This window comes from Marimonas lutisalis (genome assembly GCF_005434965.1).
Taxonomy (GTDB): Bacteria; Pseudomonadota; Alphaproteobacteria; order Rhodobacterales; family Rhodobacteraceae; genus Marimonas_A; species Marimonas_A lutisalis.
Genome location: NZ_SKCI01000001.1, coordinates 114327 through 131785 on the forward strand (window position 1 = coordinate 114327; position 17459 = coordinate 131785).

A 17459-nucleotide genomic window follows, 5' to 3' on the forward strand; every position below is an offset into this window, starting at 1 on the left:
GCATGACCCTGCGCATGGCGGCGATGGTGGCGGGGCTGGGCCTGTTGGGCCTGAGCCTGATCCTGCCGCCGCCCGTGGGCATGGAGGTGCAAGCCTGGCGCGTGGCGGGCCTGGCCGCGCTGATGGCACTGTGGTGGCTGAGCGAGGCGGTGCCGCTGGCCGCGACCGCGTTGTTGCCGCTGGCGCTGGCGCCGCTGATGGGGCTCGCGGGGCTGGGATGGGTTGCGAGCTACTACAGCGATCCGCTGATTCTGCTGTTCCTGGGCGGGTTCCTGCTGGCGCGCGGGATCGAAGGCTGGGGGCTTCACCGGCGGATCGCCGGCGCGCTGGTCGGGATCGCGGGGCGCAACCCGACGGCGGTGCTGGGCGCGGTGATGGGGGCGACGGCATTCCTGAGCCTGTGGATCAGCAACACCGCCTCGGCCATGGTGATGGCGCCGATCGCGGCGGGCGTGGCGCGCGGTCAGGATGTGCGGTTTGGTGCGGCGCTGCTTCTGGGGGTGGCGTTTTCGGCCACGATCGGCGGCATGGGATCGCTGATCGGCACGCCGCCGAACGCGATTTTCGCGGCCTATGCGACGCGGTCGCTGGGCATCGAGGTGGGGTTTGCGCAATGGGCGGCGGTGGGCCTGCCGGTGGCGGTGGTTCTGCTGGTGTTGGCCTGGGCGGTGCTGGCCGGGGCAACGCCGGGCGTGCGCGGCGTGGCGGTGAACGTGCCCGAGCGGCGTGCCGCCGACTGGAGCCGTGGCGAGCGGCGCATGGCGGTTCTGGCCGGGCTGACCGCCGCCGCCTGGATCGCGCGGCCCTTCGTGGAGCGGCTCTGGCCCGGTCTGGGCCTGTCGGATGCCGGGATCGCCATGCTGGCGGCGGTGCTGATGTTCGTGCTGCCCTCGGGAGAGGGCGGGCGGCTTCTGACATGGGAGCGGGCGGCGGGGCTGCGCTGGGACATCCTGATCCTGGTGGGCGGTGGCCTGGCGCTGGCGGGGCTGATGGACGAAGCGGGTCTGGTCGCCTGGATCGGCGCGCGGGCCGAGGGGCTGGCGGGCTGGCCGGTGCCGGTGATCGTGCTGGTGATCGCGGCGCTGATCGTGGGGCTGGGCGAGCTGGCCAGCAATACCGCGATGGCAGCGATTTTCCTGCCGGTGGCGGGGGCGATGGCCGCGGCGATGGGGGTGGACCCGCTGCAGGTGCTGCTGCCGGTCGCTCTGGCGGCCTCGGTGGGGTTCATGCTGCCGGTGGCGACGCCGCCCAATGCCATCGTTTTCGGCCACGAGGCGGTGACCCGCGCGGCGATGCTGAAGGCGGGCGCGCCGCTTGACCTGATCGGGATCGTGGTAGCGGCGGGGCTGGGCCTGACGCTGGGGCCCCTGGTGTTCTGAGGCTTGCAGGCCACGCGGTGAGCGCGCATGATCGCCCAAAAGGGAGGAGCCCATGGCACGCAAGGTCATCATCACATGCGCCGTCACCGGCGCGATTCACACCCCTTCGATGTCGCCGCACCTGCCGGTGACGCCGGAGGAGATCACCGAGGCCGCGGTGGGTGCGGCCGAGGCCGGCGCCGCGGTGGTGCACCTGCACGCGCGCGACCCGCAGACCGGCAAACCCGACCAGAGCGCGGAAGCCTTCGAGCCCTTCCTGAAGGTGATCAAGCAGCGCTCGGACGCAGTGATCAACATCACCACCGGCGGGTCGCCCTTCATGACGGTCGAGGAGCGCGTGAAACCGGCCGAGACCTTCGCGCCCGAGGTCGCCTCGCTCAACATGGGGTCGATCAATTTCGGGCTATTCCCGATGCTGGAGCGGTTCACCGAGTTCGAACACGAGTGGGAGCGCGAGCATCTGGAGAACAGCCGCGACCTGGTGTTCCGCAATTCGTTCAAGGAAATCGAATACGTGCTGCGCACGCTGGGCGACAAAGGCACGCGATTCGAGTTCGAGTGCTATGACATCGCCCATCTCTACAACCTGGCGCATTTCCTCGATCGCGGGCTGGTCAAGCCGCCTTTGTTCGTGCAGTCGGTGTTCGGCATCCTGGGCGGGATCGGCGCGCATGAAGAAGACGTGCTGCACATGAAGCGCACCGCCGACCGCCTGTTCGGCGATCAGTACCAGTGGTCGGTGCTGGGCGCGGGCAAGAACCAGATGCGGATCGCCTCGCTGTCGGTTTCGATGGGGGGCAACCTGCGCGTGGGGCTTGAGGATTCGCTCTGGGCCGGGCCGGGCAAGCTGGCGGAGTCGAACGCCCAGCAGGTGCGCATCGCGCGCGAGATCGTCGAGCGCATGGGCCTGGAGATTGCCAGCCCCGACGAGGCGCGGGCGCTTCTGGGATTGAAGGGCGGGGACAAGGTGGCGTTCTGAAACCCGCTTGACGCCTGCGGTGATTCCGCCTAAAGACCGCGAACGGAATTCGGGGCGCTGCGCCAGCGGCGCCCGTTTGCATTGTCGGGGCCGGGGCCTCGGCCCCGAGACAAAATGAGGATGAACCCATGTCGCGCGTCTGCGAACTGACCGGTAAAGGCCCGATGACTGGCAACAATGTCAGCCACGCCAACAACAAGACCAAGCGCCGTTTCCTGCCGAACCTGAATGACGTGACGCTGCAGTCGGAAACGCTGAACCGCGGTATCAAGCTGCGCATTTCGGCATCGGCGCTGCGCTCGGTCGATCACCGTGGCGGGCTGGACGCCTACCTGATGAAAGCCAAGGATGGCGAGCTTTCGGCAAACGCGCTGAAAGTGAAGAAAGAGATCCTGAAGGCACAAGCCTCGGCCTGATCTTTTTCGGAACGGTTTGTTGAGCGGCCCTGCCTGACCGGCGGGGCCGTTTTTTGTGCTGCGGATTGCCCCCCTGGATGCCGCCCCCGGACGCCGCCCACCCACCCGCCCCGGCATCCGGGGGCGGCAGGGTGCCTTTGTCGATCGTTGATACGCTCCTGTCGCTGGGCCAATGAGTATTTTTGCCAAGAAAGAGCCTGAATCTGGCCGGTCTTTCTTGGGGAAAATACTCCGGGGGGAGCGTTCGAAATGCCTGGCATTTTGAACCTGGGGGGCTGGCCCCCCATGCGCCGGGCGAGGATGCGCGATCTGGCGGCGTTTTGTCACTTTATCCCATCGCAACAGGGGCATATATCGGCGCCATGAGACGGAGATTGCGCCCCATCCTGGGCCTCGTGCTGGCGCTGATGCTGGCATTGACGGGCCAGAGCATGGCGGTGGCGCGGGGCATGCCCGACGCCGCCGGCCAGATCGTGCTGTGCACGGGCGCGGGGCCGATCTCGGTCATGGTGGATGACGAGGGCAATCCCGTAGGCCCGTCGCATATCTGCCCCGATTGTGCGTTGTCGCTGTTCGCGATGGATGTGAGCCTGCCACTGGTGCCCGCACGTCCCCTGGGCAAGGGGGTCAGGCTGCGTCCGGATGGCGCTTACGGGACGGTATCGTTCGATGTGCCGGGTGCGCGGGCGCGGGGGCCGCCTGTTCGCGCCTGACTGCACCCAAGACACAAGAACCATCCCCATTATCCAAGTTTCAAAGGAGAGACGCGATGTCTTTCAAATCCCGTATGCTGGCGGCCGTGGCCGCTGCGAGTTTCGCCCTGCCGGCCTTTGCCGAGGGCATCATGGTCAATGATCCTTATGCGCGCGCATCGTCGATGATGTCGAACTCGGGCGCGGCGTTCATGACGATCATGAACCATACCGGCGCGGCCGACCGGCTGATCGACGCGAAATCGGACGTGGCCGAGCGCGTCGAGCTGCACACCCACCAGGAAGACGCCAATGGCGTGATGAAGATGATCCATGTCGAGGAGGGCTTCGAGCTGCCCGAGGGCGGGATGATCGAGATGAAGCGCGGCGGCAAGCATGTCATGTTCCTGGGCATTACCGATCCGTTCGAGCAGGGCGACATGATTCCGCTGACGCTGGTCTTCGAAAAGGCGGGCGAGGTGCAGGTCGAAGTGCCGGTCGACCTGGAGCGCAAGCCGATGCACGGGCAGATGGACCACAGCAACATGAACAAGGAAAACAGCTCGGACTGATCCCGGGTTCTGCTGACCGAGAGGGCGCGTCGGGCAGCTGGCGCGCCCTTTTTTATGGGGATAGCAGGCTGTCGACCCACGCGGGCACCACCTGCGAGGCCGGGCCGAAGCGGGTTTCGGCGAACGCGGAGACGACGGAGGAGGGTTCGAGATTGAGCTCGACCGTGTGGGCGCCGGCGCGGGTTGCGAGATCGACGAAGCCGGCAGCCGGGTAGACCTCACCGCTGGTGCCGATGGCGGCGAAGATGGCGCAGCCGGAAAGATGCGCCATGATCGCGTCCATGTGGTAGGGGATTTCGCCGAACCAGACCACGTCGGGCCGGGTGGCCGGGGCGGCGCAGGCCGGGCAGGGATCGGCGGTGTTCATCACCGCGGGCGCGGGCCAGCGGTGGCCGCAGGCGGCGCAGAGCGCCTGGTCGAGCTGGCCATGCATGTGAATGACGTGGGCCGCACCGCCGCGTTCATGCAGGTTGTCGACATTCTGGGTGACGATCACCACTTCGCCGGGATGGTCACGCTCCAGTCGGGCGAGCGCGGCATGCGCGGCGTTGGGCGCGGCCCCGGCGCAGTTGGCGCGCCGCGCGTTGTAGAATTCGTGCACGAAATCGGGATTGCGGGCGAAACCCTCGGGCGTGGCGACCTCTTCCAGATCGTATTTCGTCCAGAGGCCGTCGACATCGCGGAAGGTGCCCAGCCCGCTTTCGGCCGAAATGCCGGCGCCGGTGAGGATGACGATCTTGTCGTGCATGATCTGGTTCCCTTGTGCCTTGGCCAACAGTCTAGGCGGCGCGGAGCGGGAAGAAAACAGCGCCCTTGCCAGCGGGCGGGGTTTGGCAGAAGGTCGGCGCCATGTTGCAGACCGGGCCGATCCTGTTCAGTTTTCGCGGAGTTCTTGGCATCACCATCGAGGTAGGCCAGACCCTCGTCATGCTGATCGCTCTGCTGGCGGTTCTGACGCTGAGCGCGGGGGCGGATGCGGTTTGGGTGATCACGCTGCTGGCGATGATCCTGGCCATCATCTACCTGCATGAACTGGGCCACGCCTGGGCCTGCCTGGTCCAGGGCGTGCCGGTGCGGCGGATCGTGCTGCATGGCGGGGGCGGGTTCTGCGAGCAGGCCCGGGCGGGCAGCCGCCATGAGCAGGAACTGATCGTGGTAATGGGGCCGCTGACCAACCTGGCGCTGTGGGCCATTGCTTCGCTGGCGGCGCAGTGGGTCTGGGACAATGGAACCGGCGCCGGGGCGCTGGGCCATTACCTGTCGCTTTTCGCCGTGCTGAACCTAGCGTTTTTCATCTTCAACCTGATTCCGGTGCAGCCGCTCGATGGCGGGCGGCTGTTGTATCTGGTGCTGCTCAGGGCCGTTGCGCGGCCCCGCGCGGTGCGGATCACAGGGGCGGTGGGGCTGATCTTTGCGGTGCTGTGGTGGCCTGCCTTGCTTTATGTCTTTCTGAGCACGGGGTGGCTCTTGCTGTTCATGCCATCCATTGCATTGCACCTGCGGATGATGCGGGGCCAGATCACGATCTAGGAGGGGAAATGCGGGTTCTGTTTGTCTGTCTGGGAAACATTTGCCGGTCGCCGGCGGCCGAGGGTGTGTTTCGCGCCCAGGCGGGCGATGTGCACGAGATCGATAGCGCGGGTACGGCGGGCTGGCATGTGGGCAAGCCGCCCTACGGGCCGATGCAGGCCGCGGCGGGCGCACGCGGCATCGACCTGTCGGGCCTGCGCGCGCGCCAGGTCGGGCGCGCCGATTTCGACCGGTTCGACCTGATCATCGGCATGGATGACAGCAATATCGCCGATATCGAGAGGCTAAGGCCGGCAGGCAGCGAGACGGACGTGCGGCTGTTTACCGATTTCGCGCCGGAAACCGGGATGGGCGAGGTGCCTGATCCGTATTATACCCGCGATTTCGAAGGCGCGCTGGACCTGATCGAGGCGGCGGCGCGGGGATTGAAACAGGCATTGGAGGGGCGCGGATGAAACCGGTTGGAATCCTGGGGGGCATGGGCCCCGAGGCAACGATCCTTCTGATGCAGAAGGTCCTGGGCGCGGTGGATGCGAAGGACGACGCCGACCATGTCCCGCTGATCGTGCATCAGAACCCGCAGGTGCCAAGCCGCATCGCCGCGCTGATCGAGGGGACGGGCGAAAGCCCGGCGCCGGTGCTGGCGCAGATGGCGCGCGATCTGAAGGCCGCCGGTGCGCAGGCGCTGGCGATGCCCTGCAACACGGCGCATGCCTACAAGGACGCCCCGGCGGGCGAGGGGCTGCCGTTCCTCGACATGATCGAGTTGACGGCAGCGCGGCTGAAAGGCCGGGTGGGCATGCTGGCCTCGCCGGCGGTGCGGCGGGCGGGCGTGTTCGACGCAGCCTTTGCCGCGCGCGGGATCACCGCGCATTGGGCCGAGGAAGAGGCGCTGCTGCAGCTGATCCGCGACGTGAAGGCGGGCCGGGGCGAGGCGCGCGAACTGGTGCGGATCGCCCAGAGCATGCTGAGCGAATGCGACATGCTGCTGGTGGCCTGCACCGAGCTGTCGCTGATGACCGGCGCGCTGGAGGGGATGCCCTGGGTGGATAGCCTGGATTGCCTGGTGGACGAGATCGTGGGGTTTGCGCGCGGCTGACGCCTAGCCCAGCCAGACGTCGAGAAACATCATCAGCATGAAGCCGAAGAGCAGCCCATGGGTGGCGCGGCTCTGATGTCCGTGGCGATGGGTTTCGGGAATGATCTCGTGGCTGATGACATAGAGCATCGCGCCCGCGGCAAAGGCCATGCCCCAGGGCAGCAGCACGCCCGAGACACTGACCGCGACAGCGGCCAGCAGACCGGTGACCGGTTCGATCAGCCCGGTCAGGGTGGCCACCCAGAAGGCGAAGACCCGGTTATAGCCCTTGGACAGGAGCGCCACGGCGACGGCGAGGCCTTCGGGTGCGTTCTGAAGCCCGATGCCGAGGGCGATCTGGGTGCCGGCGGCCATGTTGCCTGAGCCGAACCCCACGCCCACGGCCATGCCCTCGGGCGCGTTATGCAGGGCGATGGCGAAGATGAACAGCCAGATGCGCCGCAGCTCGGTCGCCTCGGGACCTTCACGGCCGGAGATGAAATGCTCATGCGGGAGATGCTCGTCGAGCAGCATGATGATGCCGGCGCCCAAGAGCACCCCGGCGACGGCGATGGCCGCGGGGATCGCGCCTTCGCCATAGCTGTCGCTGGCGATGTCGATCGCGGGCGCGAGCAGGGAAAAGAACGTCGCCGCCAGCATCACGCCGGCGGCGAAGCCCAGCATCATGTCGGTGGTTTTTCGCGAGACCGTGCGCCCGAAGAGCGCGGGCACCGCGCCCACTGATGTCATCATCCCGGCGGCGAGACTGCCGAAAAAGCCGAGGAGGATGAGGTTCATGGTCTGGCGGTCCCTTGATGGCGCGGATCAGCGACAGGCGCTTTCGGCGCGTTCGGCATAGTCCTTGTAGTGCTGCCAGAAGGCTTCGTGATGGCTGCTGTCGGATTGGCGGATTTCCTGGGCGCGGTGCGGATCGCCGTAGAAACCGACCGCGAGACGCTGGTCAGAGGCGGAAAGCGTTCCATTGGCCACGGCCTGGATACAGCCGCACAGCTCACGCGACCGCGCCTTGCGATCCGAAGCCAGGCAGGCCTGCTGGATCGGGCCGGTGGCAAACGGCCGGGCCACGGGGGCCGCGGCGACGGGCACCGGCGCGCCGCTGGGGGTTCTGGTGGCCGGCGCGATAACGGCCTGGCCCGAAGGCACGGAAAAGGTCTGCGGCGCGGGGGCGCGGCCGACCTTGCGCTTGGCCTGGTGATAGCCGCCGCCGCATCCGGCCAGGGCCAGGATGATGATCAGGGAAACGATGTGGCGCATTGCTCGGTGCCTTTGGGTTTTGCCGCGATCATGGCGGAAATGGCGGGGAAATTCAATCATCCGCTGGTGGCTGTGGCGGGGTGCGACCGAGGGGCGCTGCCCCTCGGGCTCCCCGGGATATTTGAGGCAAGATGAAGGGCCGGGTTGACTCGAATCGCGGAACGGGGCGAGCCTGACTGGGCGATCAGTCAGTTTTCGCGGGAGGGGGAGTGGCACAGCAGTCGGCAGCACAGGCGCGCGAGGCGCAGGGCGGGGCGCGGTTCGATGCGATCCTCGATGCGGCGGAGCATGTGTTCGCCAGTTCGGGCTATGACGGGGCGGCGCTGCGCGAGATCGCGGAGCGCGCCGGCGTGGCGCAGGGGCTGATCCACTATCATTTCGGCAACAAGGCGCGGCTGTTCGAGCGGATGGTGGCGCGGCGCTCGGGCCAGATCAACGCGGCGCGGGCCGCGCGGCTGGCGACGCTGACGGCCAATGGGGCGTTGCGGCTGGAGGAGATCGTCGAGGCGTTGTTTCGCCCGACGATCGAGGCCGGGCTGGAACTGGCCGAGGGTGGCGGTGGTTTTGCCCGCATCCTGGTGTCGATGGCCAATTCGACCGATCCGCTGGCGCGCGAGATGACCGAGACCCATTACGATCCGATCGCACGCGACTATATCGCCGCGCTGGAGGAGGCCGAGCCGAAACTGGGCCAGGCCGATGCGGTCTGGGCCTACATGTTCGCGATCGGGGTGGGGATGACGATGATGGCCAAGACCGGGCGGCCGAAGCGGCTGTCGGGGGGGCTGTGCGACGATGGCGATGCCGATGCGATGCTGGCGCGGATCGTGCCGTTCATCTGCGGGGGCATCCGCGCGCTGGTGACGGATTGAGACTGAAAAAGAAAACTCTGGGAGGAGATGGAATGAAAGACCTGATAACCAAAGGCGTGGCGCTGGCCGCGCTGGCGCTGGGGGGCGTGGTGGCAGCACCGGCCGCGCAGGCCGACGATTTCAACGTGACCATAGTGGCGGGCCACCCGCCGGTGTTCCGCTGGGTGAAACATGCAAGCCAGACCTTTATCCCGGCGGTGAATGCCGCGCTGGAGGGGAGCGGGCATTCGATCACATGGTCGGAGCAATATGGCGGATCGCTGGCCAAGGTGGGCGACGAGCTGGAAGCGGTCGAGGAGGGACTGGCCGAGATCGGGCTTGTGTCGAGCCTTTTCGATCCGGCGAAGCTGAGCGTGCAGAACGTGACCTATTTCACGCCCTTCGTATCGAGCGATTCCACGGCCGTCAGCACCTGGATGGACGAGCTGCAGCACACCAATGCCGACATGCAGGCGACCTGGGCGGAAAACGGGCTGCACTACCTGGGCGGCGGTATCGGGATCGACGATTACCTGCTGATGACGACCTTTCCGGTCAATTCCATCGACGACCTGGACGGCCACAAGATTGCAGCGCCGGGCCCGGCGGTGAACTGGCTGGAAGGTACCGGCGCGGTGGGGGTCAGCGGCAACCTGACCACCTATTACAACGAGATCAAGACGGGCGTGTATGACGGCGTGATCGTTTTCGCGAGCGCGGCCCTGCCCGGCAAGCTGCACGAGGTGGCGCCCTATATCACCAAGGTGGGGTTCGGCGCGCAATACGCGGGCGGGCTGGCGGCGAATGCCGATTGGTTCGACGATCTGCCGGCCGAGGTGCAGGATGCACTGATGGCCGGGGCCAAAGCCGATGCCGAGGCCTATCAGAAGGATCTCGATGCCTCGGTCACCAAGTTCCTGGCGATCATGCAGGAGCAGGGCGCCACGGTAACCGAAGTGGACCAGGCCTTCCGCGAGCGCTGGGCCAACGGCATGGACAACGTGGCGAAGCTCTGGGCCGAGAAGCTGGATGGCGAGGGCAAGAACGGCACCGCGGTCCTGAAGGCCTATATGGACACGATGCGCGCCGCGGGCGCGACGCCAGTGCGCAACTGGGATCAGGAGTGATCCGCTGGCGGCCCCGGGCCCGGCCCGGGGCGCATCATCCGAAAAGGACATGACGTGAGCGATCTGTCGGCAGATGAGGGCGGCGGTGCAGACCTGCCCGGCTGGTTCCGGGCCATCCGGGCGGCTGTGGACGCGGTTACCGGCGCGCTGAACGTGGCTGGCACGCTGCTGATCGTGGCGATCATGCTTTTGGTGAATGCCGACGTGATTGGCCGGGGCGCCTTCGATGCGCCGATCTCCGGCGTGCCTGAGATGGTGTCGATGTCGATCGTGGCCATCGTCTTCCTGCAGGTGGCGCAGACATTCCGCAAGGGGCGGCTGACGCGGACCGAGCTGCTGCTGGGTTGGCTGGAGCGGAGGAGCGCGCGGGGGCGGCAGGCACTGGAGCTGCTGTTCTCGGCAGGGGCGATCCTGCTGGTCTGGCAGATCATTGCCGCGTCCTGGCCTCTCTTCGAAAAGGCCTGGCGGCGGGGCACCTACGAGGGCACGATCGGGGATTTCACCGCGCCGATCTGGCCGGTGAAACTGATCATCATCGTGGGGTGCGTCGCGCTTTTCGTGCAGCTGATCCTGCACGGGCTGGCCGCGCTGATCCGGCTGGTGAGAGGGGACACGGAATGAGCCCCTTTGAGATCGGGTTGGCGAGTTTCGGCGCCATGGTGGTGATGATCTATGCCGGGTTCTGGGTGCCGTTTGCCCTGATGCTATCGTCCTATGTCGGCGTCTGGGCGATCAAGGGATCGCCCGTGCTGGCGGGCAAGCTGTTGGCCTTGGCGGCGGGCGAGACGATTTCTTCCTACTTCTTCGGGGTGGTGCCGCTCTTTGTGCTGATGGGCTATGTCGTCAGCGTGACGGGCATGGGGCGCGATGCGTTCGATGTGGCCAACCACCTGTTCCGGCGGCTGAAGGGCGGGCTGGGTATCGGCACGGTGGGCGCGAACGCGATTTTCGCCGCGATCACGGGAATTTCCATCGCCAGCGCCGCCGTCTTCACCCGGATCGCGGTGCCCGAGATGATCCGGCACGGATACGACAAGCGCTTTGCCGTGGGGGTGGTGGCCGGGTCGAGCGTGTTGGGCATGCTGATTCCGCCCTCGCTTCTGCTGATCCTTTACGGGCTTCTGACCGAGCAGTCGGTGGGAGACCTGTTCATTGCCGGAATCATACCGGGGATCCTGCTCGCGCTGGCCTTTGGCCTGGGCATCTGGCTGACCGCGCTGTTCTGGCCCGCGCGGCTGGGCGCGGGCGTGGCCGCAGACCAGGTGGAGAGCGACCTGAGCCCGGGCGGGGTGGCAGCGAAGGGGCTGCCGATTGCCCTGTTGATCGGGCTGGTGCTGGGCGGCATCTATGGCGGGTTCTTTACCCCGATCGAGGCGGGCGCGGTGGGCGCGCTGGGCGCGATCGTGATCGGGGTGGCGCGGCGGCAGCTGACCTGGGCCGATTTCTGGCAGGTGCTGACCGATACCGGGCTGGTGACGGCGGCAATCTCGTTCCTGATCATCGCGGCGCAGATGTACAGCCGGATGCTGGCGCTGTCGGGGGTGCCGGCGGGGTTCGGCAATTTCGTGGCCGGCGCCGAGATCGGATACTGGGGTGTGATCCTGGCCTATGTGGCGCTGGTCGTACTGATGGGGGCGATCCTTGATTCCAGTTCGATCATGCTGATCCTGGTGCCGCTGATGCTGCCGGTTGTGACCGGCATGGGGGTCGATCTGATCTGGTTCGGGATTGTCACGGTGATCGCGGTCGAGGTTGGGCTGTTGACGCCACCCTTCGGCATATCGGTTTTCGTGATCAAATCGGCGCTGGATGACCCCGGGATTTCGCTGGGCGATATCTTTCTTGGCGCGGCGCCGTTCGCGCTGATGATGCTTGTGGTGCTTGCGCTTGTTCTTGCTTTTCCGGCGCTTGCGACCGGTTTGTTATGAGGCGACGGGTGAGACGATTTTTCCTGCGAAAAATCGGGGCCCGTCGTGAGACGTTGAGAAAACAGGGAAGGAGCCACCCATGGCCAGACGTTTCGTTGATATCTCGGTGCCGCTGGAAACCGGTATCGTCTCGGACCCGCCGATCATGCTGCCCGAGATCGAATACATGACGCATGAGCAGACTGCCGAGCAGGTCATGGCGTTCTTTCCGGGGCTGAAGAAAGAGGACCTGCCGGGCGGAGAGGGCTGGGCGGTGGAGCGGCTGACCATCGCCACACATAACGGCACGCATCTGGATGCGCCCTATCATCACCATTCGACCATGAACAACGGCGAGCGCGCGATCACCATCGACGAGGTGCCGCTGGAATGGTGTTTCAATCCGGGCGTGAAGCTGGATTTCCGGCACATGGAGGACGGCTATATCGTGACGCCGGGAGATGTCGAGGCGGAGTTGAAGCGCATCGGGCACGAATTGCAGCCCCTCGACATCGTCGTGGTCAACACCAGCGCAGGCGATCATTACGGCCAGCCCGATTACCTGATGAAAGGCTGCGGCATGGGGCGCGATGCCACCATGTACCTGCTGGAGCGCGGCGTGCGCGTGACCGGCACGGATGCGTGGAGCTGGGACGCGCCCTTTGCGCTGACCGCGCAGGCCTATGCCAAGAGCCACGATCCGGGCATCATCTGGGAGGGCCACCGCGCCAGCATGGAGATCGGGTACTGCCACATGGAAAAGCTGTCGAACCTCGACACGCTGCCGGGTGACGGCTTCGAGATTTCCTGCTTTCCCTACAAGATCAAGGGCGCGAGTGCCGGGTTCACCCGGGCCGTCGCCATTTTCGAGGAGTAAGACATGCGGCTGGGCACGGTATTTTACGGCGGCAGGGTACGGGTGGTCTCGCCGCTCGAGGATGGGCGTCTTCTGGATCTCGACCGTGCGGCGGAACTGGCGCGTTACGAGACCGACACCTTCACCAACATGCAGCGCGTCATCGACGAGGGCGATTACGGGATCGAGCAGGCCGCGCACCTGCTGCGCCGCGCCAATAAGCGCGCGATCATCGACGCGGACGAGGCGATTTTCCTGCCGCCGCTGATGCCGGTGCAATACCGCGATTGCCTGGTGTTCGAGGAGCATTTGATCAACTGCCTGAAAGGCTTTGGCGAGGCCGATCCGCAACTGCCGCCGGTCTGGTACGAGCAGCCGATTTATTACAAGGGCAACCGGATGAGTTTCATCGGCCACGAGCAGGAGGTGATCTGGCCCTCTTATGCCGAGTTCCTGGATGTCGAACTGGAAATGGCCATCGTGGTCGGCAAGCAGGGCAAGGACATCAAGCCCGAGGACGCCGAGGATTACATTTTCGGCTACACGATCCTGAACGACGTCTCGGCGCGGGATGCGCAGATGCGGGAAATGCCGGGCCAGTTGGGCCCGGCGAAGGGCAAGGATTTCGATACCGGAAATATCCTGGGGCCGTGGATCCTGACGGCGGACGAAGTGAAACACCCCGTGGCGCTGGACATGGAGCTGCGTGTGAATGGAGAGCGCTGGGGCGGCGGCAATTCCGGCCAGATGCAGCATGATTTCGGGGCGATCCTTGCGCATATCTCGGCCTCCGAGACGATCTATCCGGGCGAGGTGATCGGCTCGGGGACGGTGGGCACGGGCTGTGGCCTCGAGTTGGGCCGGCGGCTCAGCCCGGGCGATGAGTTCGAGCTGGAAATCGAGAAGATCGGCGTGCTGCGCAACCGGATTGTGAAGCCCTGAGCCCAGCCGATTGCCGCCCTCGGACGGCTCCCGCCCACCCGCCCCGCCGCCCTCGGGCGGCAATGGGGCGCGCGCGTTTTGCCATGGGCGCGGCGTTGCCGTGTCACTTGAGTATTTTTGCCAAGAAAGAACCGGGTGGCATTCTGTCTTTCTTCCGGGAGCATGCGCTCTGCGGGGTTGGCTGCCCGGACGGATGCGGAAAAGATTTTGACTCGACTCAGGAACCGCTCATACCATTTGCATACCAACGATAATTAAACGTGGTCCGACAGGGGGCCAGACATAGGTGTAGCGTGGAATATCATGCGCCGGAGACTCTGGGCGATGCCCTGGATATCCTGTCCCGTGGCGGCGTGACGGTCGTGGCGGGGGGAACCGATTTCTACCCGTCGATGCGGCCTGGAGGGCCGCGGGGTGATCTTCTGGACATCACGCGGGTCGCGGGGCTGCGCGGGATTGCACGGCAAGCCGGGGGCTGGCGTATCGGGGCCGCGACGCGCTGGTCGGAGATCGCGCGGGCGGACCTGCCGCGTGCTTTTGACGGGTTGAAGGCGGCGGCGCGGAAGGTGGGCGGGCTGCAGATCCAGAACGCCGGCACGGTGGCGGGTAACCTGGTCAATGCCTCGCCCGCCGCGGATGGCGTGCCGCCGCTCCTGACCCTGGGGGCGCAGGTGGAAATTGCCGGACCCGGTGGCACGCGACGGGTGGCGCTGGAAGAATTTATCACCGGGGTGCGGCAGGTCGCGCTGGACCCCGGCGAAATGGTGGTCGCGGTGCACATGCCCGAGCCGCCCACGGATGCCGCGGGCGCGTTCTGCAAGCTCGGGAGCCGGGCGTACCTGGTGATTTCTATTGCCATGGTCGCGGTGGTTCTGGGCCGCGACGAAGAAGGCCGTATCGATCATGCGCGGGTGGCCGTGGGCGCCTGTTCGCCGGTGGCGCGACGGCTGCCCGCGTTGGAGGCGGCGATGATTGGCGCGCGGCTGGAGGAGTTGCGCATCGACCCGGCGCACCTGGCGCCTCTGTCGCCGATCGATGATGTGCGCGGCAGCGGGGCCTATCGGCTGGAGGCGGTTTCCGAGCTGATCGGCCGGGCGCTGCGGGAGGCGGCACATGGATAAGCGGCTCGGTATGACATCCTTCCGGCTGAATGGCACCGAGGTCGAGATCCTGCCGCGCCCGGGCGAGCGGTTGTCGGAGGCGTTGCGCGACCGGCTGGGCGCACGCGACGTGAAAGTGGGCTGCAACGCGGGCGATTGCGGGGCTTGCACGGTTCTGGTGGATGGCGCGCCGGTTTGTTCGTGCCTGATGCCGGCGCAGCAGGCGGCGGGGAAAACGGTGGAAACCCTGGCCGGGCTGGTCGCGGGCGAGCCGCTGGCGCGGGAATTGGGCCGCCGGTTCGAGGGGCAGGGGGCGGCGCAATGCGGGATCTGCACCCCGGGCATGATGGTCTCGGCCGTGGCGCTCTTGCGCGAGGTTCCGGAGCCCGATGAACGGCAGGTGATGGACGCGTTGGGCGGCGTGCTATGCCGCTGCACTGGCTATCGCAAGATCATCGACGCGGTGATGGGGCACGCGCCCGGGGCCGTGGTCGATGCGCAGGGGCATACCCGGGCGGCGATCGAGAAGCTGGACGGGCGGCGCAAGGTAGACGGCACCGAGCAATTCGGCGACGACGTGGCGCCGGCGGACGCGCTGGTGATCCGGGTGGTGCGCAGCCCGCATGCCCATGCGCGGTTCACCCTTGGTGACCTGGACGGGTTCGCCCGGGCCGAGGGGTTGGATGCGGTCCTGACGGCCAGGGACGTGCCAGGGCTGAACCTTTATGGCACGATCCCGGGCTTCATCGACCAGCCGGTCTTTGCCGAAGGCGTCGCGCGGTTCCGGGGCGAGGCGGTGGCCGCCGTGGTCGGCGCGCCCGACGTGGTGGCGCGCTTTGATCCGGAGCGGTTCCCCGTAACATGGGAGCCGCTGGAGGATGCGCAAACCATTCCCGAGGCCATGGCGCCGGGCGCGCCGCTGCTGCACGAGGGGCGCGACGGCAACGTGATGTGCGGCGGCTTTGTCGCGCATGGCGATGTGGAGGCCGCGCTGGAGCGGGCCGATGTGGTGCTTGAGGGGCGGTTCGAGACGAGTTTCGTGGAACACGCCTATATCGAGCCCGAGGCTGGCTTCGCGCAGGTGGTGGATGGCCGTGTCGAGGTGCATGCCTGCACGCAGGCCCCGGTGATGGATCTCGATACGCTCGAAACCGTTCTGGGCATGGATCGCAGCCGGATTAGGGTCGTGCCGACGGCGACGGGGGGCGGGTTCGGCTCGAAACTGGATGTGTCGGTGCAGCCCTATCTGGCGATCGCGGCGTTGAAGGCGGGTCGGCCGGTGCGTATCGCCTATGAGCGGACCGAGTCGATGCAATCGACGACCAAGCGGCACCCGGCCGACATGACGGTGCGGATCGGTGCGGGCAGGGATGGCCGCATCAGCGGGCTGCGGTTTGACGGCCTTTTCAACACAGGGGCCTATTCCAGCTGGGGGCCGACGGTGGCGAACCGGGTGCCGGTGCATGCCTCGGGGCCCTATCGCGTGGCCGATTACCGGGCCGAGGCGAAGGGGATTCACACCCACTGCCCGCCCTCGGGCGCGTTTCGCGGGTTCGGCGTGCCGCAGGCGGCGGTGGCGCAGGAGAGCCTGTTTGACGAGTTGGCCGATACGCTGCGCATCGACCGGCTGGAGTTCCGGATCCTGAACGCGCTGGAAAACGGCGTGCCCACGGTCTGTGGCCAGGTGTTCGAGCAGGGCGTGGGCATCAAGGCCTGCCTTGAGGCGCTGCGGCCCGCGTGGGAGGCTGAACGGGCCGAGGCGGCGCGGGTGAACGCCGCCGGCGGGCCGGTGCGGCGCGGCGTGGGCGTGGCCGCGGGCTGGTATGGCTGTGGCAATACCTCGCTTCCCAACCCTTCGACCATCAAGGCGGGGGTGCGCGGCGATGGGCAACTGGTGCTGCACCAGGGGGCAGCCGATATCGGGCAGGGGGCCAACACGGTGATCGCGCAGATCTTTGCCACCGCGCTGGGCGTGCCGGTTACGGCGCTGGAGCTGGTGGGCGGGGATACGGACGTGACGCCGGATGCCGGCAAGACCTCGGCCTCGCGCCAGACCTTCGTGACGGGCAATGCCGCGCGGCTGGCGGGCGAGGCGATGCGGGCCGAGATCCTGCAGCGCGCGAATGCCGGGCCCGAAGCGGAGATTGTTTTGCGTGAGGCTGGCATCGAGGTTCGGGATGGCGACCGGGTGCAGGTGATCGACCTGGCCGCGCTTGAGCCGGACGCGGAAGGCTATGTTCTGCGCGTGGCCGAGACCTATGACCCGCCGACGAAACCGCTGGACGAGAACGGGCAGGGGGTGCCTTACGCCCAGTTCGGCTATGCCGCGCATCTGTGCGTTCTGGACGTCGACACGCGGCTGGGCACGGTGAAGCCATTCAAGTTCGTCGCCGCGCATGATGTGGGCCACGCGGTCAACCCCCTTCTGATCGAGGGGCAGGTGGAAGGCGGCATCGCGCAGGGGCTGGGCATGGCGTTGATGGAAGAATATCTGCCCGGGCGGACCGAGAACCTGCATGATTACCTGATCCCTACCATCGGGGATATGCCGCCGGTGGAGACGCTGATCATCGAGGAGCCCGATGCGCACGGGCCTTATGGCGCCAAGGGGTTGGGCGAGCATGTGCTGATCCCAACCGCACCGGCGATATTGAACGCGATCCGCGATGCCACGGGGGTGCAGATGCAGCGGCTGCCGGTGACGCCCTCGCGGCTGCGCGCGGCATTGAAGGAGGCGGGGGGATGACGAATTTTC

The 17459-nt window shown here is 66.7% G+C and carries 19 protein-coding genes; 16 read left to right on the forward strand and 3 right to left on the reverse strand.

The genetic code is table 11. The annotated features are described in order from the left end of the window. Nucleotides 1–2: 2 nt before the first annotated feature. The 5 genes from E0501_RS00535 (at nucleotide 3) to E0501_RS00555 (ending at nucleotide 4038) form a co-directional block, all read left to right on the forward strand. Nucleotides 3–1379, forward strand: coding sequence for an SLC13 family permease (locus tag E0501_RS00535; RefSeq protein WP_137699407.1), 1377 nt, complete (start codon nucleotides 3–5; stop codon nucleotides 1377–1379). A gap of 52 nt (nucleotides 1380–1431) precedes the next feature. Next, nucleotides 1432–2358 (forward strand): BKACE family enzyme, encoded by a 927-nt coding sequence (locus tag E0501_RS00540; RefSeq protein WP_137699408.1) that lies wholly within the window; start codon nucleotides 1432–1434, stop codon nucleotides 2356–2358. Between the two features lie 128 nt (nucleotides 2359–2486). Continuing rightward, complete coding sequence (gene rpmB / locus E0501_RS00545) at nucleotides 2487–2774, forward strand: 50S ribosomal protein L28 (protein ID WP_137699409.1); 288 nt, start codon at nucleotides 2487–2489, stop codon at nucleotides 2772–2774. Nucleotides 2775–3136: 362 nt separating this feature from the next. Further along, on the forward strand, nucleotides 3137–3487 hold the full coding sequence (locus E0501_RS00550; RefSeq protein WP_137699410.1) for a hypothetical protein: 351 nt from the start codon (nucleotides 3137–3139) through the stop codon (nucleotides 3485–3487). Between the two features lie 56 nt (nucleotides 3488–3543). Beyond that, a complete protein-coding gene (locus tag E0501_RS00555; RefSeq protein ID WP_137699411.1) occupies nucleotides 3544–4038 on the forward strand; it encodes a copper chaperone PCu(A)C in 495 nt (164 codons plus the stop codon). Between the two features lie 52 nt (nucleotides 4039–4090). On the opposite strand, the gene E0501_RS00560 is transcribed toward E0501_RS00555, so the two are convergent. After that, on the reverse strand, nucleotides 4091–4786 hold the full coding sequence (locus tag E0501_RS00560; protein WP_137699412.1) for an NAD-dependent deacylase: 696 nt from the start codon (nucleotides 4784–4786) through the stop codon (nucleotides 4091–4093). Between the two features lie 101 nt (nucleotides 4787–4887). Here E0501_RS00560 and E0501_RS00565 point away from each other — a divergent pair, with 101 nt between their 5' ends. The 3 genes from E0501_RS00565 to cuyB are packed head-to-tail and all read left to right on the forward strand — an operon-like array spanning nucleotide 4888 to nucleotide 6667. Further along, on the forward strand, nucleotides 4888–5568 hold the full coding sequence (locus E0501_RS00565; protein ID WP_137699413.1) for a site-2 protease family protein: 681 nt from the start codon (nucleotides 4888–4890) through the stop codon (nucleotides 5566–5568). An 8-nt stretch (nucleotides 5569–5576) separates the two neighbouring features. Beyond that, nucleotides 5577–6023 (forward strand): low molecular weight protein-tyrosine-phosphatase, encoded by a 447-nt coding sequence (locus E0501_RS00570; protein ID WP_137699414.1) that lies wholly within the window; start codon nucleotides 5577–5579, stop codon nucleotides 6021–6023. Next, complete coding sequence (gene cuyB, locus E0501_RS00575; protein ID WP_137699415.1) at nucleotides 6020–6667, forward strand: cysteate racemase; 648 nt, start codon at nucleotides 6020–6022, stop codon at nucleotides 6665–6667. The genes E0501_RS00570 and cuyB overlap by 4 nt, the downstream gene beginning before the upstream one ends. A 3-nt stretch (nucleotides 6668–6670) precedes the next feature. On the opposite strand, the gene E0501_RS00580 is transcribed toward cuyB, so the two are convergent. After that, entirely contained in the window at nucleotides 6671–7444 is a 774-nt protein-coding gene (locus E0501_RS00580; RefSeq protein ID WP_137699416.1) for a ZIP family metal transporter, read from the reverse strand. A 27-nt stretch (nucleotides 7445–7471) separates the two neighbouring features. Continuing rightward, on the reverse strand, nucleotides 7472–7921 hold the full coding sequence (locus E0501_RS21435) for a hypothetical protein (protein ID WP_235857715.1): 450 nt from the start codon (nucleotides 7919–7921) through the stop codon (nucleotides 7472–7474). A gap of 209 nt (nucleotides 7922–8130) precedes the next feature. Between E0501_RS21435 and E0501_RS00590 the strand changes: the two genes are divergently transcribed. The 8 genes from E0501_RS00590 (at nucleotide 8131) to E0501_RS00625 (ending at nucleotide 17450) form a co-directional block, all read left to right on the forward strand. Further along, nucleotides 8131–8793, forward strand: a complete 663-nt coding sequence (locus tag E0501_RS00590; protein ID WP_137699417.1) for a TetR/AcrR family transcriptional regulator — start codon at nucleotides 8131–8133, stop codon at nucleotides 8791–8793. A 32-nt stretch (nucleotides 8794–8825) separates the two neighbouring features. Then, on the forward strand, nucleotides 8826–9899 hold the full coding sequence (locus E0501_RS00595) for a C4-dicarboxylate TRAP transporter substrate-binding protein (RefSeq protein ID WP_137699418.1): 1074 nt from the start codon (nucleotides 8826–8828) through the stop codon (nucleotides 9897–9899). A 54-nt stretch (nucleotides 9900–9953) separates the two neighbouring features. After that, complete coding sequence (locus E0501_RS00600) at nucleotides 9954–10520, forward strand: TRAP transporter small permease subunit (protein WP_137699419.1); 567 nt, start codon at nucleotides 9954–9956, stop codon at nucleotides 10518–10520. Beyond that, nucleotides 10517–11827 (forward strand): TRAP transporter large permease, encoded by a 1311-nt coding sequence (locus E0501_RS00605; RefSeq protein WP_137699420.1) that lies wholly within the window; start codon nucleotides 10517–10519, stop codon nucleotides 11825–11827. Before E0501_RS00600 ends, E0501_RS00605 begins: the two co-directional genes overlap by 4 nt. A gap of 79 nt (nucleotides 11828–11906) precedes the next feature. Next, on the forward strand, nucleotides 11907–12683 hold the full coding sequence (locus E0501_RS00610; RefSeq protein WP_137699421.1) for a cyclase family protein: 777 nt from the start codon (nucleotides 11907–11909) through the stop codon (nucleotides 12681–12683). 3 nt (nucleotides 12684–12686) lie between these two features. Further along, entirely contained in the window at nucleotides 12687–13604 is a 918-nt protein-coding gene (locus E0501_RS00615) for a fumarylacetoacetate hydrolase family protein (RefSeq protein ID WP_137699422.1), read from the forward strand. A gap of 293 nt (nucleotides 13605–13897) precedes the next feature. Continuing rightward, the gene (locus E0501_RS00620) at nucleotides 13898–14725 is read left to right on the forward strand and encodes an FAD binding domain-containing protein (RefSeq protein ID WP_137699423.1); all 828 of its coding nucleotides are present in this window, start codon (nucleotides 13898–13900) and stop codon (nucleotides 14723–14725) included. Next, entirely contained in the window at nucleotides 14718–17450 is a 2733-nt protein-coding gene (locus tag E0501_RS00625; RefSeq protein ID WP_137699424.1) for a molybdopterin-dependent oxidoreductase, read from the forward strand. Before E0501_RS00620 ends, E0501_RS00625 begins: the two co-directional genes overlap by 8 nt. Nucleotides 17451–17459: the final 9 nt, after the last annotated feature.